General features: G+C 64.7%; 19 protein-coding genes and 2 tRNA genes. 6 read left to right on the top strand and 15 right to left on the bottom strand.

The features are described 5' to 3' along the window. Nucleotides 1-160 precede the first annotated feature (160 nt). The 4 genes from FW760_RS15085 (at nucleotide 161) to FW760_RS15070 (ending at nucleotide 3,218) form a co-directional block, all read left to right on the top strand. Nucleotides 161-247: transfer RNA gene (locus FW760_RS15085), tRNA-Leu, on the top strand. An 83-nt stretch (nucleotides 248-330) separates the two neighbouring features. Then, a tRNA-Leu gene (locus tag FW760_RS15080) sits at nucleotides 331-417 on the top strand. A 222-nt stretch (nucleotides 418-639) separates the two neighbouring features. Beyond that, nucleotides 640-1,653, top strand: coding sequence for an extracellular solute-binding protein (locus FW760_RS15075; protein WP_116052596.1), 1,014 nt, complete (start codon nucleotides 640-642; stop codon nucleotides 1,651-1,653). Further along, nucleotides 1,653-3,218 (top strand): ABC transporter permease, encoded by a 1,566-nt coding sequence (locus FW760_RS15070; RefSeq protein ID WP_116052593.1) that lies wholly within the window; start codon nucleotides 1,653-1,655, stop codon nucleotides 3,216-3,218. The genes FW760_RS15075 and FW760_RS15070 overlap by 1 nt, the downstream gene beginning before the upstream one ends. An 87-nt stretch (nucleotides 3,219-3,305) precedes the next feature. On the opposite strand, the gene FW760_RS15065 is transcribed toward FW760_RS15070, so the two are convergent. The 12 genes from FW760_RS15065 to FW760_RS15010 all read right to left on the bottom strand — a co-directional run bounded on the left by FW760_RS15065 (nucleotide 3,306) and on the right by FW760_RS15010 (nucleotide 17,678). Beyond that, on the bottom strand, nucleotides 3,306-5,240 hold the full coding sequence (locus FW760_RS15065; RefSeq protein WP_043863529.1) for a methyl-accepting chemotaxis protein: 1,935 nt from the start codon (nucleotides 5,238-5,240) through the stop codon (nucleotides 3,306-3,308). Nucleotides 5,241-5,439: 199 nt separating this feature from the next. Next, a complete protein-coding gene (locus tag FW760_RS15060; RefSeq protein WP_043863530.1) occupies nucleotides 5,440-6,729 on the bottom strand; it encodes an adenylosuccinate synthase in 1,290 nt (429 codons plus the stop codon). Nucleotides 6,730-6,783: 54 nt separating this feature from the next. Beyond that, the gene (locus tag FW760_RS15055) at nucleotides 6,784-7,971 is read right to left on the bottom strand and encodes an ATP phosphoribosyltransferase regulatory subunit (RefSeq protein WP_043863531.1); all 1,188 of its coding nucleotides are present in this window, start codon (nucleotides 7,969-7,971) and stop codon (nucleotides 6,784-6,786) included. Between the two features lie 278 nt (nucleotides 7,972-8,249). Next, the gene (gene hflC, locus FW760_RS15050; protein ID WP_043863532.1) at nucleotides 8,250-9,119 is read right to left on the bottom strand and encodes a protease modulator HflC; all 870 of its coding nucleotides are present in this window, start codon (nucleotides 9,117-9,119) and stop codon (nucleotides 8,250-8,252) included. After that, the gene (hflK, locus tag FW760_RS15045) at nucleotides 9,119-10,285 is read right to left on the bottom strand and encodes an FtsH protease activity modulator HflK (RefSeq protein ID WP_043863533.1); all 1,167 of its coding nucleotides are present in this window, start codon (nucleotides 10,283-10,285) and stop codon (nucleotides 9,119-9,121) included. Before hflK ends, hflC begins: the two co-directional genes overlap by 1 nt. A gap of 66 nt (nucleotides 10,286-10,351) precedes the next feature. After that, nucleotides 10,352-11,683 carry a ribosome rescue GTPase HflX gene (gene hflX / locus FW760_RS15040; protein ID WP_043863534.1) on the bottom strand — a complete coding sequence of 444 codons (1,332 nt, stop codon included), beginning with the start codon at nucleotides 11,681-11,683 and terminating at the stop codon, nucleotides 10,352-10,354. Nucleotides 11,684-11,695: 12 nt separating this feature from the next. Then, nucleotides 11,696-11,956, bottom strand: a complete 261-nt coding sequence (gene hfq / locus FW760_RS15035; RefSeq protein ID WP_043863535.1) for an RNA chaperone Hfq — start codon at nucleotides 11,954-11,956, stop codon at nucleotides 11,696-11,698. Between the two features lie 95 nt (nucleotides 11,957-12,051). Further along, complete coding sequence (miaA, locus tag FW760_RS15030; protein ID WP_043863536.1) at nucleotides 12,052-13,026, bottom strand: tRNA (adenosine(37)-N6)-dimethylallyltransferase MiaA; 975 nt, start codon at nucleotides 13,024-13,026, stop codon at nucleotides 12,052-12,054. Nucleotide 13,027: 1 nt separating this feature from the next. Further along, nucleotides 13,028-14,935 (bottom strand): DNA mismatch repair endonuclease MutL, encoded by a 1,908-nt coding sequence (mutL, locus tag FW760_RS15025; protein ID WP_446443843.1) that lies wholly within the window; start codon nucleotides 14,933-14,935, stop codon nucleotides 13,028-13,030. Next, nucleotides 14,932-16,356, bottom strand: a complete 1,425-nt coding sequence (locus FW760_RS15020) for an N-acetylmuramoyl-L-alanine amidase (protein ID WP_196932996.1) — start codon at nucleotides 16,354-16,356, stop codon at nucleotides 14,932-14,934. The genes mutL and FW760_RS15020 overlap by 4 nt, the downstream gene beginning before the upstream one ends. 3 nt (nucleotides 16,357-16,359) lie before the next feature. Next, entirely contained in the window at nucleotides 16,360-16,830 is a 471-nt protein-coding gene (gene tsaE / locus FW760_RS15015) for a tRNA (adenosine(37)-N6)-threonylcarbamoyltransferase complex ATPase subunit type 1 TsaE (RefSeq protein WP_116052588.1), read from the bottom strand. Continuing rightward, nucleotides 16,818-17,678, bottom strand: coding sequence for an NAD(P)H-hydrate dehydratase (locus tag FW760_RS15010; protein WP_116052585.1), 861 nt, complete (start codon nucleotides 17,676-17,678; stop codon nucleotides 16,818-16,820). The genes tsaE and FW760_RS15010 overlap by 13 nt, the downstream gene beginning before the upstream one ends. A 64-nt stretch (nucleotides 17,679-17,742) precedes the next feature. Between FW760_RS15010 and queG the strand changes: the two genes are divergently transcribed. Further along, nucleotides 17,743-18,810: a tRNA epoxyqueuosine(34) reductase QueG gene (queG, locus tag FW760_RS15005; RefSeq protein ID WP_043863541.1), complete on the top strand. Its 1,068-nt coding sequence runs from the start codon at nucleotides 17,743-17,745 to the stop codon at nucleotides 18,808-18,810. A 106-nt stretch (nucleotides 18,811-18,916) separates the two neighbouring features. Here the strand turns inward: queG and FW760_RS15000 are convergent, their stop codons facing one another. Together FW760_RS15000 and orn are read right to left on the bottom strand one after the other, a co-directional pair. Then, a complete protein-coding gene (locus FW760_RS15000; protein ID WP_173925102.1) occupies nucleotides 18,917-19,531 on the bottom strand; it encodes a trimeric intracellular cation channel family protein in 615 nt (204 codons plus the stop codon). 90 nt (nucleotides 19,532-19,621) lie between these two features. After that, the gene (gene orn / locus FW760_RS14995; RefSeq protein ID WP_043863543.1) at nucleotides 19,622-20,164 is read right to left on the bottom strand and encodes an oligoribonuclease; all 543 of its coding nucleotides are present in this window, start codon (nucleotides 20,162-20,164) and stop codon (nucleotides 19,622-19,624) included. Nucleotides 20,165-20,264: 100 nt separating this feature from the next. Here orn and rsgA point away from each other — a divergent pair, with 100 nt between their 5' ends. Continuing rightward, nucleotides 20,265-21,296 (top strand): small ribosomal subunit biogenesis GTPase RsgA, encoded by a 1,032-nt coding sequence (gene rsgA / locus FW760_RS14990; protein WP_116052582.1) that lies wholly within the window; start codon nucleotides 20,265-20,267, stop codon nucleotides 21,294-21,296. A 3-nt stretch (nucleotides 21,297-21,299) separates the two neighbouring features. On the opposite strand, the gene FW760_RS14985 is transcribed toward rsgA, so the two are convergent. Further along, nucleotides 21,300-21,587 (bottom strand): DUF3077 domain-containing protein, encoded by a 288-nt coding sequence (locus FW760_RS14985; RefSeq protein WP_058541598.1) that lies wholly within the window; start codon nucleotides 21,585-21,587, stop codon nucleotides 21,300-21,302. Nucleotides 21,588-22,028 lie beyond the last annotated feature (441 nt).

Here is a 22,028-nt window from a genome sequence, read left to right as displayed (position 1 = left end):
AAACAGCCCAAGGAACAACGACTTGAAATTTTTGAGATTTTTTCTGAACGGGGCTTTACAGCCTTCGAGGGCATCCGTATAGTGCGCACCACAACGACGGACAGCGTCGTTATAGTTGAGAAGCGGCGCGATGTGAAGCATCATGAAGCCTCGACGATATGCCCAGATGGTGAAATTGGTAGACACGCCAGCTTCAGGTGCTGGTGACCTTACGGTCGTGGAAGTTCGAGTCTTCTTCTGGGCACCAATTTTCAAGTTTCAGATTAGCTTGCCTGTCTGGAATTTACGCAACACACGCTACACCGTTTCATGTTTCAATGCTTCAACTTTGCCCAGATGGTGAAATTGGTAGACACGCCAGCTTCAGGTGCTGGTGACCTTACGGTCGTGGAAGTTCGAGTCTTCTTCTGGGCACCATATTCTAGAGAAACCCGCGAAAGCGGGTTTTTTTGTGCCTGCGATTCGAGCTCACCCCACTGCCGCCCATTCGGACGCTGCGTTGCCACCCCGCCCTGCCCAACAAATCAAGTGAGTTAACCGATAGTCAGCTCATGAATTTTTCCTCACGGGCGTACTTGAGAAACTATATCGTTTATCATTGTTTCAAGATTTGTAGCCCGCAAGCGAGGAACCACCCGCATGACGATCCGCATCAACCCGATTTTGCGCGGCCTGGCCGTTTCCGTGTTCAGCCTGGTGCTCGCAGCACCCGCCGCCATGGCCGCCGACCCTGTGACGCTGACCCTGTACAACGGCCAGCACAAGGAAATCGGCGAAGCCATCGCCAAGGCCTACGAGGCCAAGACCGGCATTCACATCAATATCCGCAAGGGCAGCAGCAACCAGCTGGCCAGCCAGATCGAGGAAGAAGGCGCACGCTCCCCGGCCGACGTCATCTATACCGAAGAATCGCCGCCGCTGAACAACCTGGGCGAGAAAGGCCTGCTGGCCAAGATCGACGATTCGACCCTGCAAGTGCTGCCCAAGGAATACGTGGCCAGCAACGGCACCTGGATGGGCGTGACCGCTCGCACCCGCGTGGTGGCCTTCAACCCCAAGGTGATCGACGAAAAAGACCTGCCCCAATCGGTGATGGACTTCGCCGACCCCGAGTGGGACGGCAAGGTCGGCTTCGTGCCCACCAGCGGCGCGTTCCAGGAACAGGCCGTGGCCATCCTCAAGCTGCACGGGCGTGAAGCGGCCGAAGAATGGCTGACCGGCCTCAAGGCCTTCGGCAAGACCTACACCAACAACATGGTTGCCCTCAAGGCCGTGGAAAACGGCGAAGTGGCTGCCGTACTGGTGAACAACTACTACTGGTACGCCCTCAAGAAAGAGCGCGGCCAGCTGGACTCCAAACTCTACTACCTGGCCGACGGCGACGTCGGTGGCCTGGTGACCATCTCCAGCGCCGCGGCGGTCAAGGCCAGCAAGCACCCCAAGGAAGCCCAGGCCCTGCTCGCCTGGATGGCCAGCGAAGAAGGCCAGCGCGTGATCACCCAGACCACCGCCGAGTATCCGCTGCACAAGGGCATGGTCTCGGACCAGGGCCTGAAGCCGTTCGAAGACCTGCACCCGCCGAAGATCACCCCGGCCGACCTGGGCAATGCCGAGGAAGCCCTGGAACTTGAGCGCGAGGTCGGCCTGCTCTGATGGAAGCCGTGCTGCCTGCGCCGTCTGTGGCGCATTATGTTCCGCGCCGCAAGCGCCCCTCGATCTGGGTGGTGCTGCCGGTGCTGCTGCTGGTGGGCCTGAGCCTGCTGCCGTTGCTGTACGTGGGCCTCAAGGCCTGGCAGGCCGGCTGGCGCGAGGCGTTGTACCTGCTGTGGCGGCCCTTCGTCTGGGGCCTGATGAAGAACACCCTGCTGCTGATGGCCGGGGTGACCGTGGCCTGCGCCGTGGTCGGCCTGGCCCTGGCCTGGCTGCTGGAGCGCAGCGACCTGCGCGGGCGGCGCTTGTGGGGCGTGATCCTGTGCCTGCCGTTTGCCGTGCCGGCGTTCGTCAGCGGCTTCACCTGGGTCTCGCTGAGCCCGCGCTTCGAGGGGCTGGGCGGGGCGATCCTGGTGATGGCGCTGTCCAAGTATCCACTGGTGTTCCTGCCGGTGGCCGCGACCCTGCGCAACCTCGATACCTCGCTTGAAGAATCGGCCCGCACCCTGGGCTACAATCGCTGGGGTGTGTTCCGCCGGGTCACCCTGCCGCTGCTGTGGCCGTCGATCCTGGGCGGCAGCCTGCTGATTGCCTTGCACATGCTGGTGGAATTCGGCGCGCTGTCGATCCTGGGCCTGCAGACCTTCACCACCGCGATCTACCAGCAGTTCGAGCTGGAGTTCAGCAACGCCAATGCGGCGATGCTCTCGGCGGTGCTGCTGTTCATGTGCCTGTTGCTGCTGTGGTTCGAGCTGCGGGTACGCGGCAAGGCGCGGCACGTGCGCATCGGCCAGGGCGTGGCACGCCGCGCCAGGCCGATCCGCCTGGGTGGCTGGAGCGTACTGGGGCAGTTGAGCTGCCTGCTGCTGGCAGTGCTGGGCAGCGGCATCCCGCTGGGCATGCTGGGCTACTGGCTGAGCGTGGGATCGTCGGCGGCCTTCCCGGTGGCCGACATCAGCCGGGCGCTGTTCTCGTCGCTGTCGCTGGCACTGGGTGGCGCGGGGGTGAGCCTGCTGCTGGCGTTACCGGTGAGCTTTCTGGTGGTGCGCTACAAGGGCCGCCTGGCGATCTGGGCCGAGCGCCTGCCCTACTTGCTGCACGCGCTGCCGGGGCTGGTGATTGCGCTGACCCTGGTGTATTTCGCCCTGCACTATGTGCCGGCGCTGTACCAGACCACCGGCCTGCTGTTGCTGGCCTATGCGCTGCTGTTCTTGCCGCTGGCGCAGGCGCCGGTGCGTACCGCGCTGACCAAGGCCGCACCACAGCTGGAAGAGGCGGCGCGCACCCTGGGCGCGACGCCGTTCAAGGCGTTCTGCAAGGTGACCCTGCCGATCATCTTCCCGGCCCTGGCGGCAGCGTTTGCGCTGGTGTTCCTGGATGCGATGAAGGAGCTGACCGCCACCCTGCTGCTCAGCCCCACCGGCATGACCACGCTGGCGACCGAAGTGTGGGCGCATACCGCCAACGTCGAATTCGCGGCGGCGGCGCCCTATGCGGCGCTGTTGATTGTGGTGTCGGGGTTGCCGGTGTACCTGCTGACGACGCGGATGTACCTGAACCGCGCCTGAAAGGCATCGCGGGTCAAGCCCGCTCCCACAAGGATCGATGAGGCCCTTGTGGGAGCGGGCTTGACCCGCGATACAAACGACACTATCTCAGGCCCTGAACTGCCCCAGGCTGGCCTTCAACTGCGCCGCCAGGTCATCCAGCACCTTGCTGCTGGCCGTGGTCTGCATCACCACCTGCGCTGCACGCTCGGCCTGGGCATGAATCGTCTCGACCCGCCCACGCACCGCCTGCGCCCCCTGCGCCTGCTGCTCGGCCGCCCGGGTGGCCAGGCCGATCGCCGCATGCACCTGCTCCACCGACACCTGCACCGACTGCTGCAGGCGCGCGTTGTCCTTGAGCACGGTCAAGCCTTCGCTGGCCTGACGCCCGGCCTGGCTGATGGCTGCCACCGCCTCCCGCGCGCCCTGCTGCAAGGCACCGATGTGCGCCTGGATATCGCCGGTCGAGCTCTGGGTCTTGCTCGCCAGCGCCCGCACTTCGTCGGCCACCACGGCAAACCCGCGCCCGGTCTCGCCAGCCCGCGCCGCCTCGATGGCGGCATTGAGCGCCAGCAGGTTGGTCTGCTCGGCAATCCCGTGGATCACCTCCAGCACCACCTCGATCTGCTGGCTCTGCTCGGCCAGCCGCTCGATCACCTTGGAGCCCGCCCCCACCTGCCCGGCCAACGCTTCGATCAGCTTGGCCACCTGGGCCGAGGTACGGCTGTTCTCGTCGGTGGCCTGGCGAATGTCCACCACCTGCTGCAACGCTGCCTGCATGGCCTGGCTCTCGGCCTGGGCTTCATCGGCCATGCTCGACAGGGCACGCAGGCTCTCGGCCACTTCATCGCGCTGCGAAGCGGCCGCCGCATCGGCGCCCGCGTTGTTCTGCGCCATGGTGCCGATCTCGACCCCGGTGCGCTGCGCCACCTCGCCCGCTTCGCGCACGATGGGCTGCAGCTTGTCGACGAACTGGTTGACCGCCGCAGCCATGTCGCCGATCTCGTCTCGGCTGTCGATCGGTACGCGCTTGGTCAGGTCGCCGTCGCCGGCCGCCAGGTCGTTGAGCGCGGCAATCAGCAGGCGCAGCTTGCTCAGCACGCGCCGGCCGAGTACCACGGCCACCACCAGCAATACGCCGAAGCCCACCGCCACCAGCCCCAGGCCGATGTTCCAGCGCAGGGTCGCCGCCGCTTGCTGCACGGTCTGCGAGGTGTTGGCCTGCATCGCCGCGGCACTGGCCTGGGCCGCCTGCAGGCGGGCGCTCAGGGCCTTGTTGCTGTCGGCCGCAGCGCCTACCAGGCTGTCGCCGACCAACTGGTCGCCGCTGGCGATCAGCGCCGAGAAGCGCGCGTCCAGCGCCTTGAGCTCGTTGTCGACCGACGCCGTGGAGACGCCCATCACCACCTTGCCGATCTCGGTGCCGTTGGGGTTGATCGAGGCTTCGATCATGTACACCGCCGGGTCGTTGCGCGCCGCATCCAGCACCTTGTCGAGCGCCCGTTCGCCCTGGCCCTTTTCCATCAGGGCCTGGTTGATCGGGTTCTGCCGGTTCAGGTAGCGGGTCAGGTGCTGGCCCTGGGCATCGTCGTAGACCACGAAGAGCACGTTGGCATTGCGCTGGGCGCGCCGGGAAAACTCCGACAGTGCCGGTATGTCGTCATCCCAGATGGCCCGTGGCGCAACCGATGCCAGCAGTTCGGCCATGTGATTGGCCGACTCCTTGAGGCTTTTTTCGAGGGTGACGCGCAGTTGCGCCTGCTCCTCCTGAAGGCGTGCGGATAGCCCGGCGGACAAACGCTGGCGGGTACTGGCCGAAAGGCTGTCCAGGCCCGAGCTGAGCTCACGCCCGGCTTGTTCCAGTTCACCCGACAGTTTCTGGCTGTCTGCACCCAGGCGATTACCCAGATCGGCCTCCAGCGCAGTCACCGTGCTCCGCGTCAGCGCGACCGCAACCAGCACCTGCACCAAAAGAGCGATACCCAACGCAACAAAGACAGGCCGCAACAGGCGGCTTCGTAACAATGAGAGAACGGCCGACACACAAGAACCCTCCGTATCGCGGGGCCATTATAGTGATGGCACCTTATAGGACGATTCTTACAGCAAAGGCCGTGCCGGGCAGCAGGCATACCGGTCAAATTCATAGCCAGGGCTGACCTTTATGACCCTTTCACCAACTGGCCAAAAAAAACGCCGCTGACCCGGAGGGACAGCGGCGTTCTTTACTGCCTACAGCGAATCAGGCAAACGGATGGCGCAGCACGATGGTCTCGTTGCGGTCCGGGCCGGTGGAGACGATGTCGATCGGCGCACCGATCAGCTCTTCCACACGCTTGATGTAGGCACGGGCGTTGGCCGGCAGTTCTTCCAGGGTCTTGGCGCCCACGGTCGACTCGCTCCAGCCCGGCACTTCTTCGTACACAGGCTGCAGGCCCACGTAGCTGTCGGCGTCGGTAGGGGCAACGTCCTTGCCCGCTGCGTCCTTGTAGCCGACGCAGATGTTGATGGTTTCCAGGCCATCGAGCACGTCCAGCTTGGTCAGGCAGATGCCCGAGATGCTGTTCACGTCGATGGCGCGACGCAGGATGACGGCGTCGAACCAGCCGCAACGACGGGCACGGCCGGTGGTTGCGCCAAATTCGTGGCCCTGCTTGGCCAGGTGCGCACCAACGTCGTCAAACAGCTCGGTCGGGAACGGGCCCGAACCCACGCGGGTGGTGTAGGCCTTGGTGATGCCCAGGATGTAGTCCAGGAACATCGGACCAACGCCCGAACCGGTCGCAACGCCACCGGCGGTGGTGTTGGAGCTGGTCACGTAGGGGTAGGTACCGTGGTCGATGTCCAGCAGCGAACCCTGGGCACCTTCGAACATGATGTCCTTGCCGGCGCGACGCAGGTCGTGCAGCTCGGCAGTCACGTCCAGCATCAGCGGCTTGAGCAGTTCGGCGTATTCCTTGCACTCGGCCAGGGTCTTTTCGAACTCGATGGCCGGCTCTTTGTAGTAACCCACCAGCATGAAGTTGTGGTAGTCCACCAGCTCGCGCAGCTTGTCTTCGAAGCGTGGCATGTTGAGCAGGTCGCCCACACGCAGGCCACGACGCGCAACCTTGTCTTCGTAGGCCGGGCCGATGCCGCGACCGGTGGTGCCGATCTTCAGCTCGCCACGGGCCTTTTCGCGGGCCTGGTCCAGGGCCACGTGGAAGGACAGGATCAGCGGGCAGGACGGGCTGATGCGCAGGCGCTCGCGCACCGGCACGCCCTTCTCTTCCAGCTTGGTGATCTCGCGCAGCAGGGCGTCGGGAGCAACCACCACACCGTTGCCGATCAGGCACTGCACGCCTTCGCGCAGCACGCCCGAGGGGATCAGGTGCAGCACGGTCTTCTCACCGTCGATCACCAGGGTGTGGCCGGCGTTGTGGCCACCCTGGTAGCGCACTACGGCGGCAGCATGTTCGGTCAGCAGATCGACGATCTTGCCTTTGCCCTCATCACCCCACTGGGTGCCCAGGACTACGACATTCTTACCCATAACACTTGTCCTCATTCGCGCAAACTTGGCGCCGGCTCGTGCCGGCGTGGAATCTCAAATGGCCAGCGGCAGAACCTGCCAAAGCCCGTTTTGCTGAATCAATTGCCGATCGCAATCCGCCTCGACGGCGGCGGTCAGCGGCTGCCCAGGCAAGGCCTGAACCACCCGCTGGCCCTCACTGCGCAATTGGCAGACCAACTGCCAAAGTGCTGCATCGCTGCTGTCGGGCATCCAGATCCCGCCAGACGGCAACACCACCTCGGCTCGCCCCAGTGTGACCAGGGTCTTCAAATCCGTGGAGAAACCGGTAGCCGGGCGTGCCCGGCCAAAGTCCGCTCCGATGTCGTCATAGCGACCGCCCTGGGCGATCGACTGGCCGACGCCTGGCACGAAGGCGGCAAACACCACACCGGTGTGGTAGTGGTAGCCGCGCAACTCGCCCAGGTCGAAATACAGCGGCAGCTCGGGGTAACGCGTGGCGAGGCGCTCAGCGATCGCCATCAGGTCATCCAGCGCCGCCAGCACCGCGGCCGGGGCACGGCCCAGGCGCACACGTGCCTGCTCGAGCACTTCGCGCCCACCGCACAGCTCGGTCAGCGAACGCAGCATGCCGGCCAGGTCAGCCGGCAGCGTGGCGGTCAGCTCGATCACTTCGTCGATGGCCTTGCGCTGCAGGGCGTCGAACAACTGCTGCTCGACCGCGCCCGACAGGCCGGCCGCACGGGCCAGGCCGCGGTAGATACCGACATGCCCGAGGTCCATGTGCACATCCGGCACGTCGGCCAGTTGCAGCATGGCCAGCATCAGGCTGATGACCTCGACGTCGCTGACCGGGCTGGCATCGCCGTACAGCTCGGCGCCCAGCTGAATCGGGCTGCGCGAGGTCGACAGGGCACGTGGCAAGGCGTGCAGCACGCTGCCGGCATAGCACAGGCGGCTCGGCCCTTCACGGCGCAGGGTGTGCGCGTCGATGCGCGCCACCTGTGGCGTGATGTCGGCCCGAAAGCCCATCTGCCGCCCGGATTGCGGGTCGATGACCTTGAAGGTGCGCAGATCCAGGTCCTGGCCGGCACCGGTGAGCAGCGATTCCAGGTACTCGATATGCGGGGTCACGACAAACTCGTAACCCCAGCTCTGGAACAGGTCCAACACCTGACGACGCGCGATCTCGATGCGCGCCGCCTCAGGTGGCAGTACTTCTTCGATGCCATCTGGCAGCAGCCAGCGGTCTACCGTTGCCATTACGCCATTTCCCCTATGGTCCGGGCGGCCTGCCCGCGGGCGAGCCTTGAGTGAAGCAGCTATCGGCACACAATGACGGGCAGCGCTGATTCCAGCGAAACCGCAGTGCCGATACCCTCGTAAAACCTGAAGTGCGCCACAAGCCCGGGCCCGATAAAGGCCAATCGATCTTGCAGACGCAAAAAAGCCGGGAATTTCCCGGCTGCCGCATCATACACCCGTTTTCTCGCGGGAGGCACCCCGCCCGACGTTTTAGCCGCCGGGCGGGGTGTGCATGCTTACGGTTTGGTCTTGCCCATGAAGCGGAAGAACTCGCTGCTCGGGTCCAGCACCAGCACGTCGCTCTTGTCGGCGAAGCTCTCGCGGTAGGCCTTCAGGCTGCGATAGAACGCGTAGAACTCCTGGTCCTGGCCATAGGCCTTGGCGTAGATGGCTGCTGCCTGGGCATCACCATCACCACGGGTTTCTTCCGACTCGCGATAGGCTTCGGCCAGCAACACGCGGCGTTGACGATCGGCGTCGGCACGGATGCCTTCGGCCAGCTCGTTACCCTTGGCGCGGTGCTCGCGAGCTTCACGCTCACGCTCGGTGCTCATGCGTTCGAACACGCTGCGGTTCACTTCCTTGGGCAGGTCGATGGCCTTGACGCGAACGTCGACCACTTCGATGCCCAGCTCCTTGCTGGCCATGCGGTTCAGCGAAGCGGTGATGTCAGCCATCAGCGCGTCACGTTCACCGGATACCACCTCATGCAGGGTGCGCTTGCCGAACTGGTCGCGCAGGCCGCTTTCCAGACGGCGCGACAGACGTTCGTCGGCGATCTGCTTGAGGCCCGAAGTCGCGGTGTAGAAACGCTCGGCGTCCTGCACGCGCCACTTGGCGTAGGCATCGACCATCACCGCTTTCTTCTCCAGGGTCAGGAACCGCTGGGTCGGTGCGTCAAGGGTCATCAGCCGCGCGTCGAACTTGCGCACCTGGTTGACGTAGGGAACCTTCACATGCAGGCCAGGCTGCACATCGGCCTGTACCACACGGCCGAATTGCAGCAGCACGGCGCGTTCGGTCTGGGCCACGATGTAGAAGCTGTTCCAGGCGACGATCGCCAGCACCACGGCGACGATCACGGCGATCAGGGATTTATTGCTCATCAGCGGCTCTCCCTGGAGCGCGTCTCGCGCTGTTGCTGTTGCAGGTCTGCGGCGGCACGGTTGGCGGCGTCATTGGCCGACGGCGTGACGCTGGTGACCGGGGTGCTGCCACTGCGGCGGCTGTCGATCATCTTGTCCAGCGGCAGGTAGAGCAGGTTGCTCTGACCGTCCTTGCCGGATACCAGGACCTTGCTGGTGTTGCTATACACTTCCTGCATGGTGTCCAGGTACAGACGCTGACGGGTCACCTCTGGAGCCTTGCGGTACTCGGCCACCAGCTTGGTGAAGCGGTCGGCCTCACCCTTGGCACGCGAGACCACTTCATCGCGGTAGCCGTTGGCATCCTCGATGATGCGCTGCGCCTGACCACGGGCTTCCGGCACCACGCCGTTGGCGTAGGACTCGGCCTGGTTGCGCGCACGCTGCTCGTCTTCACGGGCACGGATCACGTCGTCGAAGGCTTCCTGCACTTCACGCGGGGCTGCCGCGCTCTGCACGTTGACCTGGGTCACGGTGATACCGGTGCGGTAGGTGTCGAGGAAGCGTTGCAGACGCTCCTTGATTTCCACGGCCATCTGCTCACGACCTTCGGTCAGCACCTTGTCCATCGAGGTGGAACCCACCACGTGGCGCAGGGCACTGTCGGTCGCGTGCTGCAGGCTGACTTCAGGCTGATCGACGTTCAGCACGAAATCCTGCAGGTTGGTGATCTTGTACTGCACGGTCAGCGGCACTTCGACGATGTTCTCGTCTTCGGTCAGCATCTGGCCCTGCTTGGTATAAGCACGCTCGCGGGTGACGTTCTCCATGTACTTGCGATCGATCGGCGGGAAGTAGATGTTCAGGCCCGGCCCTACGGTTTCGTAGTATTTGCCGAAGCGCAGCACCACGGCCTGCTCCTGTTCGTCCACCACGTACACGGCGCTGTACAGCCATATGGCCGCCAGTACGGCCAGGCCGATACCCAGCAGACCGAAACCGGCACCCTTGCCGGAGCCGCTGTCGCCGCCCCGTTTCTTGCCACTGCCGAACATGCCGTTCAGGCTATCCTGCAGCTTGCGGAAGGCCTCGTCGAGATCCGGTGGTCCCTTCTTGTCGCCGCCACCACGGCGCCCACCCCAAGGATCCTGATTGTTCGAGTTGCCACCCGGCTCATTCCAAGCCATAGCGCTCTCCATCTGATAAAGCAAAGACGCGCCCACGGCGCGCCGTCCAATGCTACAGAATGCCTGTCACGGCTGCCCGACCGCGAGGTCGGGCTTGTATTGCAAAGTGTGTTGCTCGATGAACTCCAGCGGTTTCATCCCCTCGCGGCTTACCAGGCGATTGAACTCGACCCGGGACAAGCGTACCGCCAGCAGGGTGTTGCCGTCTTCGTCATGGTCTTCGCTCTGCACCGCCCCCAGGTCGAAGAACAGCGCGCGCAACCGCGCGAAACGCTGTTCCAGGCGCAGGGTACCGATGAACAGGTCATCCCCCAGCAGTTCTGCAATCGCCTGCCCCACCAGCTCCAGGCCACGACCGTCACGGGCCGATACCCATACCCGCTGCGGCTTGCCGTCGGCATCGCGCTGGATCTGCGGCTCGACCCCTTCGAGCAGGTCGAGTTTGTTATACACCTCGAGGATCGGCAAGCCTTCGGCACCGATCTCGCCGAGCACCGCCATGACCTGCTCGATCTGCTCCATGCGCTCCGGCTCATGGGCGTCGATCACGTGCAGCAGCAGGTCGGAGTTGCTCGACTCTTCGAGCGTAGCCCGAAATGCCTCGACCAGCTTGTGCGGCAGGTGACGGATGAAGCCCACGGTGTCGGCCAGCACCACCGGCCCGACGTCATCCAGCTCGAGCCGACGCAGGGTCGGGTCGAGGGTGGCGAACAGCTGGTCGGCCGCATACACCTCGGACTGGGTCAGCGCATTGAACAGGGTGGACTTGCCGGCGTTGGTGTACCCCACCAGCGACACCGAGGGGATATCCGCGCGCTTGCGCCCGCGCCGTGCCTGCTCGCGCTGGCTGCGCACCTTCTCCAGGCGGCCCTTGATCTGGCGCAGGCGTATGCGCAGCAGGCGCCGGTCGGTTTCGAGCTGGGTTTCACCCGGCCCGCGCAGACCAATACCGCCCTTCTGCCGCTCGAGGTGAGTCCAACCGCGCACCAGGCGCGTGCTCATGTGCTCGAGCTGGGCCAGTTCGACCTGCAGCTTGCCTTCGTGGGTACGGGCCCGCTGGGCGAAGATGTCGAGAATCAGACCCGTGCGGTCAAGCACGCGACACTCGAAGACACGTTCGAGGTTACGTTCCTGACTGGGCGTGAGGGTGTGATTGAAAATGACCAAATCGGCCTGTTCGGCTTTGACCAGGTCGCGAAATTCCTCGACCTTGCCGCTGCCAATCAGGAACTTGGCGGTAGGCTGGTGTCGCGCCACATTGGCGAACGCGACAATATCGGCACCGGCCGACAGGGCCAGCTCGCGGAACTCCTGCGGGTCTTCGCGCGCCTCAGGGCTCTGACCTTCCAAGTGAACGAGGATTGCCCGTTCACCACCACCGTGGCGCTCAAAGAACAAAGCAGACTCCTATCAGGCGTTACCTGGCTCAGCGTCGCCCTGTTCGGCGTCGGCTGCGCTTGGCAGACGAATCGGACGAACCGGCACCACTGTCGAGATCGCGTGCTTGTAGACCATCTGGCTGACGGTGTTCTTCAGCAGAATCACGAACTGGTCGAACGACTCGATCGTGCCCTGCAGCTTGATGCCGTTGACCAGATAGATCGAAACGCCGACCTTCTCTTTTCTCAAAGTATTCAAGTAAGGGTCTTGTAGCGAATGCCCTTTTGACATATGCCGCACTCCTGTAAGGATCAATAGTAAAAAATCAAAGAAATATGATGGCTCAGGCCGCCCCACCCCCAAGAGTAGACGGCAATTGCAGGGACTCAGCCCAATATGGAGACCGATCCCAGGTATTTCAAGGTGCGTGGCAGATTGTCGCAAGCCAGGCTGTCCAACCAGTGCAGATCGGCCCAACTGCGCAACCAGGTAAACTGCCGCTTCGCCAATTGGCGAGTGGCAATGATGCCGCGCTCCTGCATTTCAGCTGCACTCAACTTGCCATCAAGGTGATCCCAGACCTGGCGATAACCGACTGCCCGTATAGACGGCAGCCCTGCATGCAAGTCACTTCTGGCACGCAGTGATCGGACCTCGTCGACGAAGCCCTGTTCCAGCATTTGCCCAAATCGTAGCGCAATTCGCTCGTGCAGCACCTTTCGATCCTGCGGGGCGATTGCCAGGCTGGCGACAGTATAGGGCAATTGTTCCTGGCCCGAAGCGCCTGCGACGCTACTTTGCGCCGATTGACGCTCGCGATGTGACGTCATCGTCATGCCGCTGACCCGGTACACCTCCAGCGCCCGTACCAACCGCTGCGGATCGTTGGGGTGAATGCGCGCCGCCGATTCGGGGTCGACCGCCGCCAGCTGGGCGTGCAAGGCCTGCCAGCCCAGCTGTGCAGCCTCGGCTTCAAGCTCGGCACGCACCTGCGCATCGGCCGCAGGCATATCGGCCAGGCCTTCGAGCAGCGCCTTGAAATACAGCATGGTGCCGCCCACCAGCAGCGGGATATTGCCGCGCGCGGTGATCTCGGCCATGGCCTGCAGCGCATCGCGGCGAAAATCGGCTGCCGAATAGCTCTGGGCCGGGTCGAGGATGTCGATCAGCCGGTGCGGGTGCTCGGCCAGCAACGCCTTGGACGGCTTGGCGGTGCCGATGTCCATGCCGCGGTAGACCAGCGCCGAATCGACACTGATCAGCTCGCACGGCAGCACCTTGGTCAGCTCGATGGCAAGGTCGGTCTTGCCGGCGGCGGTGGGGCCCATCAGGAAGATGGCCGGGGGATTGCGAACTGCCATATCAGCGACCGCGCAGGAACAGTTTGTCCAGATCGTCCAGGCCCATCTGGGTCCAGGTCGGTCGGCCATGGTTGCATTGACCGCTGCGCTCGGTGTTTTCCATGTCGCGCAGCAGGCCGTTCATTTCCGGCAGGGCCAGGCGCCGGTTGGCGCGAATCGCGCCATGACAGGCCATGGTGCCGAGCAGCTCGTTCAGGTGTGCCTGGATACGGTCGCTGGTGCCGTATTCCATCAGGTCGGCCAGCACGTCCTGCACCAGGCGATTGGCCTCGGCCTGCTTGAGCAACGCAGGGATCTGCCGGATCGCCAGGCTTTCCGGGCCCAGGCGCTGCAGTTCGAAGCCCAGGCGCTGGAACCACGCCGCGTGTTCTTCGGCGCAATCGGCCTCGCGCTGGCTCAGGGCCAGAGACTCGGGCACCAGCAGCGGCTGGCCGCTCAGGCCCTCGCTGGCCATGGCCACCTTGAGCCGCTCGTACATGATCCGCTCGTGGGCCGCATGCATGTCCACCAGCACCAGGCCCTGGGCGTTCTCGGCAAGAATATAGATGCCCTTGAGCTGCGCCAGCGCATAGCCCAGCGGCGGAATATCGCCCTGGCCCTGAGGCAGGTTGGCCGGCTCGCTGCCGGGCAGCGGGGCGAAGAATTCGCGATACACCCCCTGGGCCTCGGCCGCGGGCAATGCCTGGGCCGGACGCGGGGTGTACTGGTACTGGTAGCCGGCGCCCGAGCCACTGCCCGCGGCGCTGCCCGCCGTGTTCAGCATCGGCTGCGCCGGGGGCTGTTCGAGCAGATTGGCGGCCAGGCGCATCTCGCCCTGAGGGCCGAACTCGCCGGCCTGCAGGCCACTGGGGCGCTCCACCTCGAGGGCAGCGGCTGCACCCGGCTGGTGATCCTGCGGGCGCACATCGGCCAGCGCCCGGTGCAGGGTGCCGTACAGGAAGTCGTGCACCATGCGCCCGTCACGAAAGCGCACCTCGTGCTTGGTGGGGTGCACGTTCACGTCCACGCCGGTGGGGTCGACCTCCAGAAACAGCACGAAGGTCGGGTGCCGGCCATTGAACAGCACGTCGCGGTAGGCCTGGCGCACCGCGTGGGCGACCAGCTTGTCGCGCACGGCACGGCCGTTGACGAAGAAGTATTGCAGGTCGGCCTGGCTGCGCGAGAAGGTCGGCAGGCCGACCCAGCCCCACAGATGCAGGCCGTTGCGCTCCACCTCGATCGGCAGCGCCTGCTCCAGAAAGCCCGGGCCGCAGATCGAGGCCACGCGCCGTGCGCGGGCCGTGTCGTCATGGGCTTCATGCAGGCTGAGGACGCTCTTGCCGTTGTGGCGCAAATGGAAGGCCACGTCGAAGCGCGCCAGCGCCAGGCGCCGGATGACTTCCTGCAGATGGTCGAATTCGGTTTTTTCGGTCTTGAGGAACTTGCGCCGGGCCGGGGTATTGAAGAATAGGTCGCGGACCTCGACCGAGGTACCCACCGGATGCGCTGCCGGCTGCACCCGCGGGGACATGTCGCGGCCTTCGGTTTCAACCTGCCAGGCCTGGTCGGCGTCGCGGGTGCGCGAGGTCAGGGTCAGGCGCGCGACCGAGCTGATCGACGCCAGTGCCTCGCCGCGAAAGCCCAGGCTCATTACCCGCTCGAGGTCTTCCAGGTCGCGGATCTTGCTGGTGGCGTGCCGCGCCAGGGACAACGGCAGGTCGTCGGCAGCGATACCGCTGCCATCATCGCGCACCCGCAGCAGCTTGACCCCGCCCTGCTCCACCTCGACGTCGATGCGCCGGGCGCCGGAGTCGAGGCTGTTTTCCAGCAGCTCCTTGATCACCGAGGCCGGGCGTTCGACCACCTCGCCTGCGGCGATCTGGTTGGCAAGCCGCGGGCTGAGCAGCTCGATGCGAGCGCCGCTGCTCATGGCTGGCCAGCCAGCGTGGTGGCCGGTACGTCGAGGTTCTGGCCAACCTTCAGCTCATCGGTTTTCAGGCCGTTGGTGCTGCGCAGGCTGGCCACGCTGACCTGGTAGCGCACGGCGATCATGGCCAGGGTCTCGCCCGGACGCACGGTGTGCTCGCGCGGGCCCTGGGCGATCTTGCCGCTGTCACGCAGGAAGGCGATGTAGGTGCCCGGCGGCGGGTTCTGCTGGAAGAACTGGCGCACGCCACTGTGGATCGAGCGCGCCAGGGCCTGCTGATGGCTGGCAGTGGCCAGCTTGGAGGCCTCGTTGGCGTTGGAGATGAACCCGGTTTCCACCAGGATCGACGGGATGTCCGGCGACTTGAGCACCATGAACCCGGCCTGTTCCACGCGGCGCTTGTGCAGCGGCGTGACCCGGCCGATATTGCCCAGCACCTTCTGCCCCACGTTGAGGCTGGAGCTGAGCGAGGCGGTCATCGACAGGTCGAGCAGCACGCCAGCAAGCATGCGGTCCTTGTCGTCGAGGCTGACGTTGCCGGCACCCCCGATCAGGTCGGAGCGGTTTTCGCTGTCGGCCAGCCAGCGCGCCGTCTCGGACGTGGCGCCACGGTCGGACAGGGCGAACACCGAGGCACCGAAGGCCGCCTTGGACGGCGCGGCGTCGGCGTGGATCGAGATGAACAGGTCAGCGCCCTTCTTGCGCGCAATCTCGGTACGCTTGCGCAGTGGGATGAAGTAGTCGCCGGTACGCGTCAGCTCGGCGCGAAAGCCTTTCTCGCTGTTGATCTGGCGCTGCAGTTCCTTGGCGATGGCCAGCACGATGTCTTTCTCATGCTGGCCGCGCGAGCCGGACGCACCCGGGTCTTCGCCGCCGTGACCGGCGTCGATGGCGATCACGATGTCACGCTTGCCGCTGGGCACCGGGGTCAGCTTGATCGCCGGCTGCGTCGGAGTCACCGGCACGGCCGGCGTGGTGGCCACCGACGGGGTCGGGGTGGGTGGCGTGGCGTCGGATTCCTGATCGAACAGGTCGACCACCAGACGGTTGCCGTACTGGGCGTTGGGCGCCAGGGTGAAGCTCTTGGGCGTCACCGACTTTTTCAGGTCGATGACCACGCGAAGGTCGGTAGGGGTGCGCTGCGCCGAGCGCACGCTGGTGATCGGGGTATTGGAGGTGGACACGTTCAAAGGCGCACCCAGGGTTGCGCCATTGATGTCGATCACCAGGCGATCCGGGGCCGTCAGGGTGAACACACTGTGCTGCACCGGGCCGGACAGGTCGAACACCAGGCGTGTGTTGTCCGGCGCACGCCATAAACGGACACTCTTGACTTGCGTGATCGCGAAGGCATCGACGGTTACTGCCGCCAGCAGCAGTCCTACAACGCCAAACAGTGCGCGAAAGCGCATACCTATCCCCATTTTCTAATTGATTTCCAAGGCCAGAGCGGCACACCAGGCTTCACCGCGAGAGCCCTGCGGCAACAGGTTCAGCGAACGCCCGTCCGCCTGGGGGCTTATGGTAATGGTCAGGTCGGGCTTTGGCAAAATGCCCGCCCCCTTCTGGGGCCACTCGAACAGGCACAGTGCGTCGTCTTCGAAGTAGTCGCGAATGCCCATGAACTCCAGCTCCTCCGGATCGACCAGGCGATACAGGTCGAAATGGAAGGCACGAATGTCGCCAATCTCGTAGGGCTCCACCACGGTGAAGGTAGGACTTTTCACCGCGCCGATGTGTCCCAGACCACGGATGATGCCCCGTGACAGGGTGGTCTTGCCGGCCCCCAGGTCACCCTCGAGGAAAATCACGCCGTGACCCTTGGTCACCTGGGCGATACGGGCACCGAACTCACACATGGCCGCTTCGTCGGCCATAAACAGGGTTACACCTGACACGCTGAATGCTCCTCCAGAACTTGACGAATGACCGGTATCAGGTCGCTGGCCGCCAGCCCGCGACCTTGTACGCCCAGGCGCTCGCCGGCACAGGCGTGCAGCCACACCCCCAGGCAGGCGGCGTCCCAGGCCGGCATGCCCTGGGCCAGCAGCGCACCCAGCACGCCGCTGAGCACATCGCCCAGGCCGGCACCGGCCATGGCCGGGTGACCGCGCTGGCACAGTGCCAATTGCCCGGCCGGGTCGGCCACCAGCGTGCCGGCGCCTTTAAGCACACACACCGCCGCGTACTTGCGCGCCAGCTTGAGCGCCGCCCAGGAGCGATCGGCCTGCACCGCTTCGGTGGAAACCCCCAGCAGGCGCGCCGCCTCCCCCGGATGCGGGGTAATGATGCTGCCCGCCGCCAGCGGCAAGGGTGCTTGCGCCAGCAGGTTCAGCGCATCGGCATCCCACACCTGGGCGTGCCTGGCCGGCACCACCGCCGAGAGCAGGCTGCGCCCCCAGGCGGCCTGCCCCAGTCCGGGTCCGACCACCAGTACGGTGGCGCGTTCAATCGGCGCCATCAACTGGTTGGCCGAATGCACGCCCAGGCTCATCACCTCGGGCAGGCGGGCCAGCGCGGCGGGCAGCTGCTCGCTGCGGGTGGCCAGTGACACCAGGCCGGCGCCGCAGCGCAGCGCCGCCTCGGCACTGAGCAGCACCGCACCGCCCGTGCCACGGTCGCCACCGACCACCAGCACATGGCCGAAGTCGCCCTTGTGCGCGGCATTCGAACGCGGCGCGAGGCTCGCCAGGGTGACGCTGGTAAGCACCAATGGCTGATTTGCAGGGTGTTTGGTCTGAGGCATGCGTCGTTCGGCTCCGATGTCTGGCAGAATTATACGCACCTGAGTCATCGTTGCCCTATTTCGCATGTCTGCTTCCCCCCTCGATCTACCCGCCCTCGCCCAATCGATCAAGGATTGGGGCCGTGAACTGGGCTTTGCGCACGTCGGCATTGCCGGTGTGGAGCTGGGCGAACACGAAAAACACCTGGAACGCTGGCTGGCCGAGGGCTATCACGGCGAGATGGAGTACATGGGCGCCCATGGCAGCAAACGCTCGCACCCCGACGAGCTGGTGCCGGGCACCTTGCGCGTGGTGTCGCTGCGCATGGACTACCTGCCGGGCGACACGCAGATGGCGCAGATGCTCGCCCAGCCCGAAAAGGCCTACATCTCGCGCTATGCGCTGGGGCGCGACTACCACAAGCTGGTCCGCAAGCGCGTACAGCACCTGGCCGAGCGCATCCAGAAAGACATCGGGCCGTTCGGCTTCCGCGCCTTCGTCGACAGCGCGCCGGTGCTGGAAAAGGCCATCGCCGAACAGGCCGGGCTGGGCTGGATCGGCAAGAACACCTTGTTGCTCAACCGCAAGGCTGGCAGCTACTTCTTCCTCAGCGAACTGTTCGTCGACCTGCCGCTACCGGTGGACGAGGCGCAGGCCACCGAGCATTGCGGGCGGTGCAGTGCATGCCTGGACATCTGCCCCACCCAGGCCTTCGTGGGGCCGTATGTGCTGGATGCGCGGCGCTGCATTTCGTACCTGACCATCGAACTGAAGAGTGCAATCCCCGAAGAGCTGCGGCCGCTGATCGGCAACCGGGTGTTCGGCTGTGACGATTGCCAGATCGTGTGCCCGTGGAACCGCTTTGCCCGGCCCACCGGCGAAGCGGATTTCAAGCCGCGCCACGGGCTGGACAATGCCGGGCTGGCGGAGCTGTTCATGTGGGATGAAGAGACGTTTCTGGCCAGCACCGAAGGCTCGCCGCTGCGCCGGGCGGGGTATGAGCGTTGGTTGCGCAACCTGGCGGTGGGGCTGGGCAATGCGCCCTCGACCATACCGGTGCTGGAGGCGCTCCAGGCGCGGCGGGAGTATCCGTCGGAGCTGGTGAGGGAGCATGTGGAGTGGGCGCTGCGTCAGCATCAGGCACGGCTTTAGGTCTGCAGCGCGACCATCGCGGGTCAAGCCCGCTCCCACAGGGACAGCACCGGTTTCAAGAACTGTGGTGATCCTGTGGGAGCGGGCTTGACCCGCGAAGAAGCCCTCAATGCTCGTCGTTGTACTGGAACTTCGGCATTTCCCAGCGAAACCGTATCGCCAGCAGCCTGAGCAGCAACCCGCCAAACAGCGTCAGCAGAATCGCCTGCTCCCCCGGCACCTTGAAGTACACGCACCCCAGGTAGAACCACGCCGCCAGAAACGACACGCTGGCATACAGCTCACGCCGGAAGATCAGCGGAATGTCGTTGCAGAAGATATCCCGCAGGATGCCGCCAAACACGCCGGTGATCACCCCGCTGATCGACGCCACCAGCATGCCCTGGCCCATTTCCAGCGCCGTCATGCAGCCAATCAGGGTGAACGCCACCAGCCCCAGCGCATCGAGCACCAGAAACAGCGAACGCAGGTGGCGCATCAGCGGCGCGATAAAAATGGTGATCAAGGCCGCCACGCTGGTCAGCACCAAGTACTCCGGGTGCTTCACCCAGGTCAGCGGGTAGTGGCCCAGCAGCACGTCGCGCACCGAGCCTCCGCCCAGGGCCGTGACGCAGGCGATCAGCACCACGCCGAACCAGTCCATGCCGCGCCGCCCGGCCGACAGCGCCCCGGTCATGGCTTCGGCGGTAATGGCGATCAAATAGAGCATCAACAGCATGATGGCGCAGGTCCGTGCAAAGAGGCGCGCAGTCTACCCAGTTGCCCCAGGCACCAAAAGGGGGCGCGCCAACGATTGTTGGCGCAGTGCGGGTCAGAACTTGATGAAGTGCTCGCGGTAGTGGCGCAGCTCGGCGATGGATTCGCGAATATCGTCCAGCGCCAGGTGCGTGCCACCCTTCTTGAAGCTGTCGCGTACCTCGGGAGCCCAGCGTGCGGCCAGCTCCTTGAGGGTGGACACATCCAGGTTGCGGTAGTGGAAGAAATTCTCCAGCTCGCGCATGTGGCGGTACAGGAAGCGACGGTCCTGGCAGATGCTGTTGCCGCAGATCGGCGACTTGCCCTTGGGCACCCACTGCTCCAGGAAGCGGATCGTCTCGGCCTCGGCCTCGGCCATGCTCACCTTGCTCTCGCGCACGCGCTGGGTCAGGCCGGAGTTGCCGTGGGTACGGGTGTTCCACTCGTCCATGCGCGCCAGCACCTCGTCACTGTGGTGGATGGCGATCACCGGACCTTCGGCCAGGGTGTTCAGGTCACTGTCGGTGACGATGGTGGCCATCTCGATGATGACGTCGCTGTCCGGATCCAGGCCGGTCATTTCCAGATCGATCCAGATCAGGTTCTGTGGGTTCTGCATGATTCTGCTCCTCGGTAGGCGCGCAGTTTAGCCTAGTGGAGCGTGCTAGACTCGACGCCGTTGCACCCTCACATGCTTTGCTTGACGAAACGAGACCTACATGGCCAAACGCCAGCTCAATCGCCGCCAGAACTGGCGCATCGAAAAAATCCAGGGTGAGCGCGCCGCCCGCGCTGCCAAACGCGAACAGCACACGCTGGACACCCTCGAAGGCGGCGACCTGGGGCCTGAACAACTGGGCCTGGTGATTGCACACTTCGGCGTGCAGGTAGAAGTCGAAGCACAGGACGGCGACGTGGCCGGCCAGGTGTTCCGTTGCCACCTGCGCGCCAACCTGCCGGCGCTGGTCACTGGTGACAAGGTGGTATGGCGCGCCGGCAACCAGGGTATCGGCGTGATCGTGGCGCAGATGCCGCGCAGCACCGAGCTGTGCCGCCCCGACAGCCGTGGCCAGCTCAAGCCGGTGGCGGCCAACGTCGACCTGATCGTGATCGTGTTCGCCCCGGCCCCCGAGCCGCATGCCAACCTGATCGACCGTTACCTGGTGGCCGCCGAGCATGCCGGTATCCGCCCGCTGCTGCTGCTGAACAAGGCCGACCTGATCGACGAGCAGAACGCTCCGGCGCTGAATGCGCTGCTGGCGGTGTACCGTCAGCTGGGCTACCCGCTGCTGGAAGTGTCGGCGCACCATGGCGACGGCATGCAGCAGTTGCAGACCATGCTCGATGGGCACATCAGCGTGTTCGTCGGCCAGTCCGGTGTGGGCAAGTCGTCGCTGGTCAACAGCCTGCTGCCCGATGTCGACACCCGCGTGGGCGAGCTGTCGGAGTGGTCGGGCCAGGGCCAGCACACCACCACCACCGCGCGGCTGTACCACTTCCCGGGTGGCGGTGAGCTGATCGACTCGCCGGGCATTCGCGAGTTCGGCCTGGGGCACGTGAGCCGGGCGAACGTGGAGGCCGGCTTCATCGAGTTCAACGACCTGATCGGCACCTGCCGCTTCCGCGACTGCAAGCACGACCGCGAGCCGGGCTGTGCGCTGCTCAAGGCGCTGGAAGACGGGCGCGTGCAGCAGCAGCGCATGAACAGCTATCGCTCGATCATTGCCAGCCTGCCGCAGGACAGCTACTGACGGTCATGGCGCAGGCGTTTGTTCGATGAACATCGCGTGCGCCACATCCTCGACCAGGGCCTTGGACATGCCGCTCAGGTAATGTGCCGCCCAGACAAGCGTGCCATCCGGTTCGATACCGGCTTGCAAGGTGAGCTTGTAGGCGCAACTGAGCAGCAGGGCCGATTGTTCCAGGGCGAAGTCGGCGTTGTGCCCGGCTTGCACGCGAAACAGACGCTCGGCGCTCGGGCCACCCTCGCCTTCGCCGAAAGTGCCGACGCCTAGTGTCTTGAAGACTGAGCTGTTTTCCATCTGTTATCTCCCGACGACTTTCTTAATTGGCTCTACGGGCGTCTTCGCCGGCAAGGCCGGCTCCTACAGGTACTGCGAGCCTTTGTAGGAGCCGGCCTTGCCGGCGAACGAGCGCACAGCGCTCGCGATCAGTGCACGAGAGGATGTCTTCGAGGGGCAGATTGGCGTAATGCGGTGGATCGGGGACGATTTTCAACATGACCAACTCCAGTATCAGTGGAGCTACCACGCTTTGCTGTCAAACAAATAGGTGGCAGCTGTACGCGGGTTGACAGACCGAGGATACCGGAACTCGGCGCACACGAAGTGCCCCACGCACAGCCGCCATAAAGCGATGCACATGTGGTCCGAAATCAGTAACGGCCTGTCAAAACCGGTCGTTGAACACCAACGACTCGACGAAGACTAGAGCGCTACCGTGACCACCGCAATGGCGGGAAA

The organism is Pseudomonas sp. 1176_21 (genome assembly GCF_052850635.1).
Note: the sequence above shows the minus strand (reverse complement) of the source record. Positions and strands in the feature narration are given on the sequence as shown.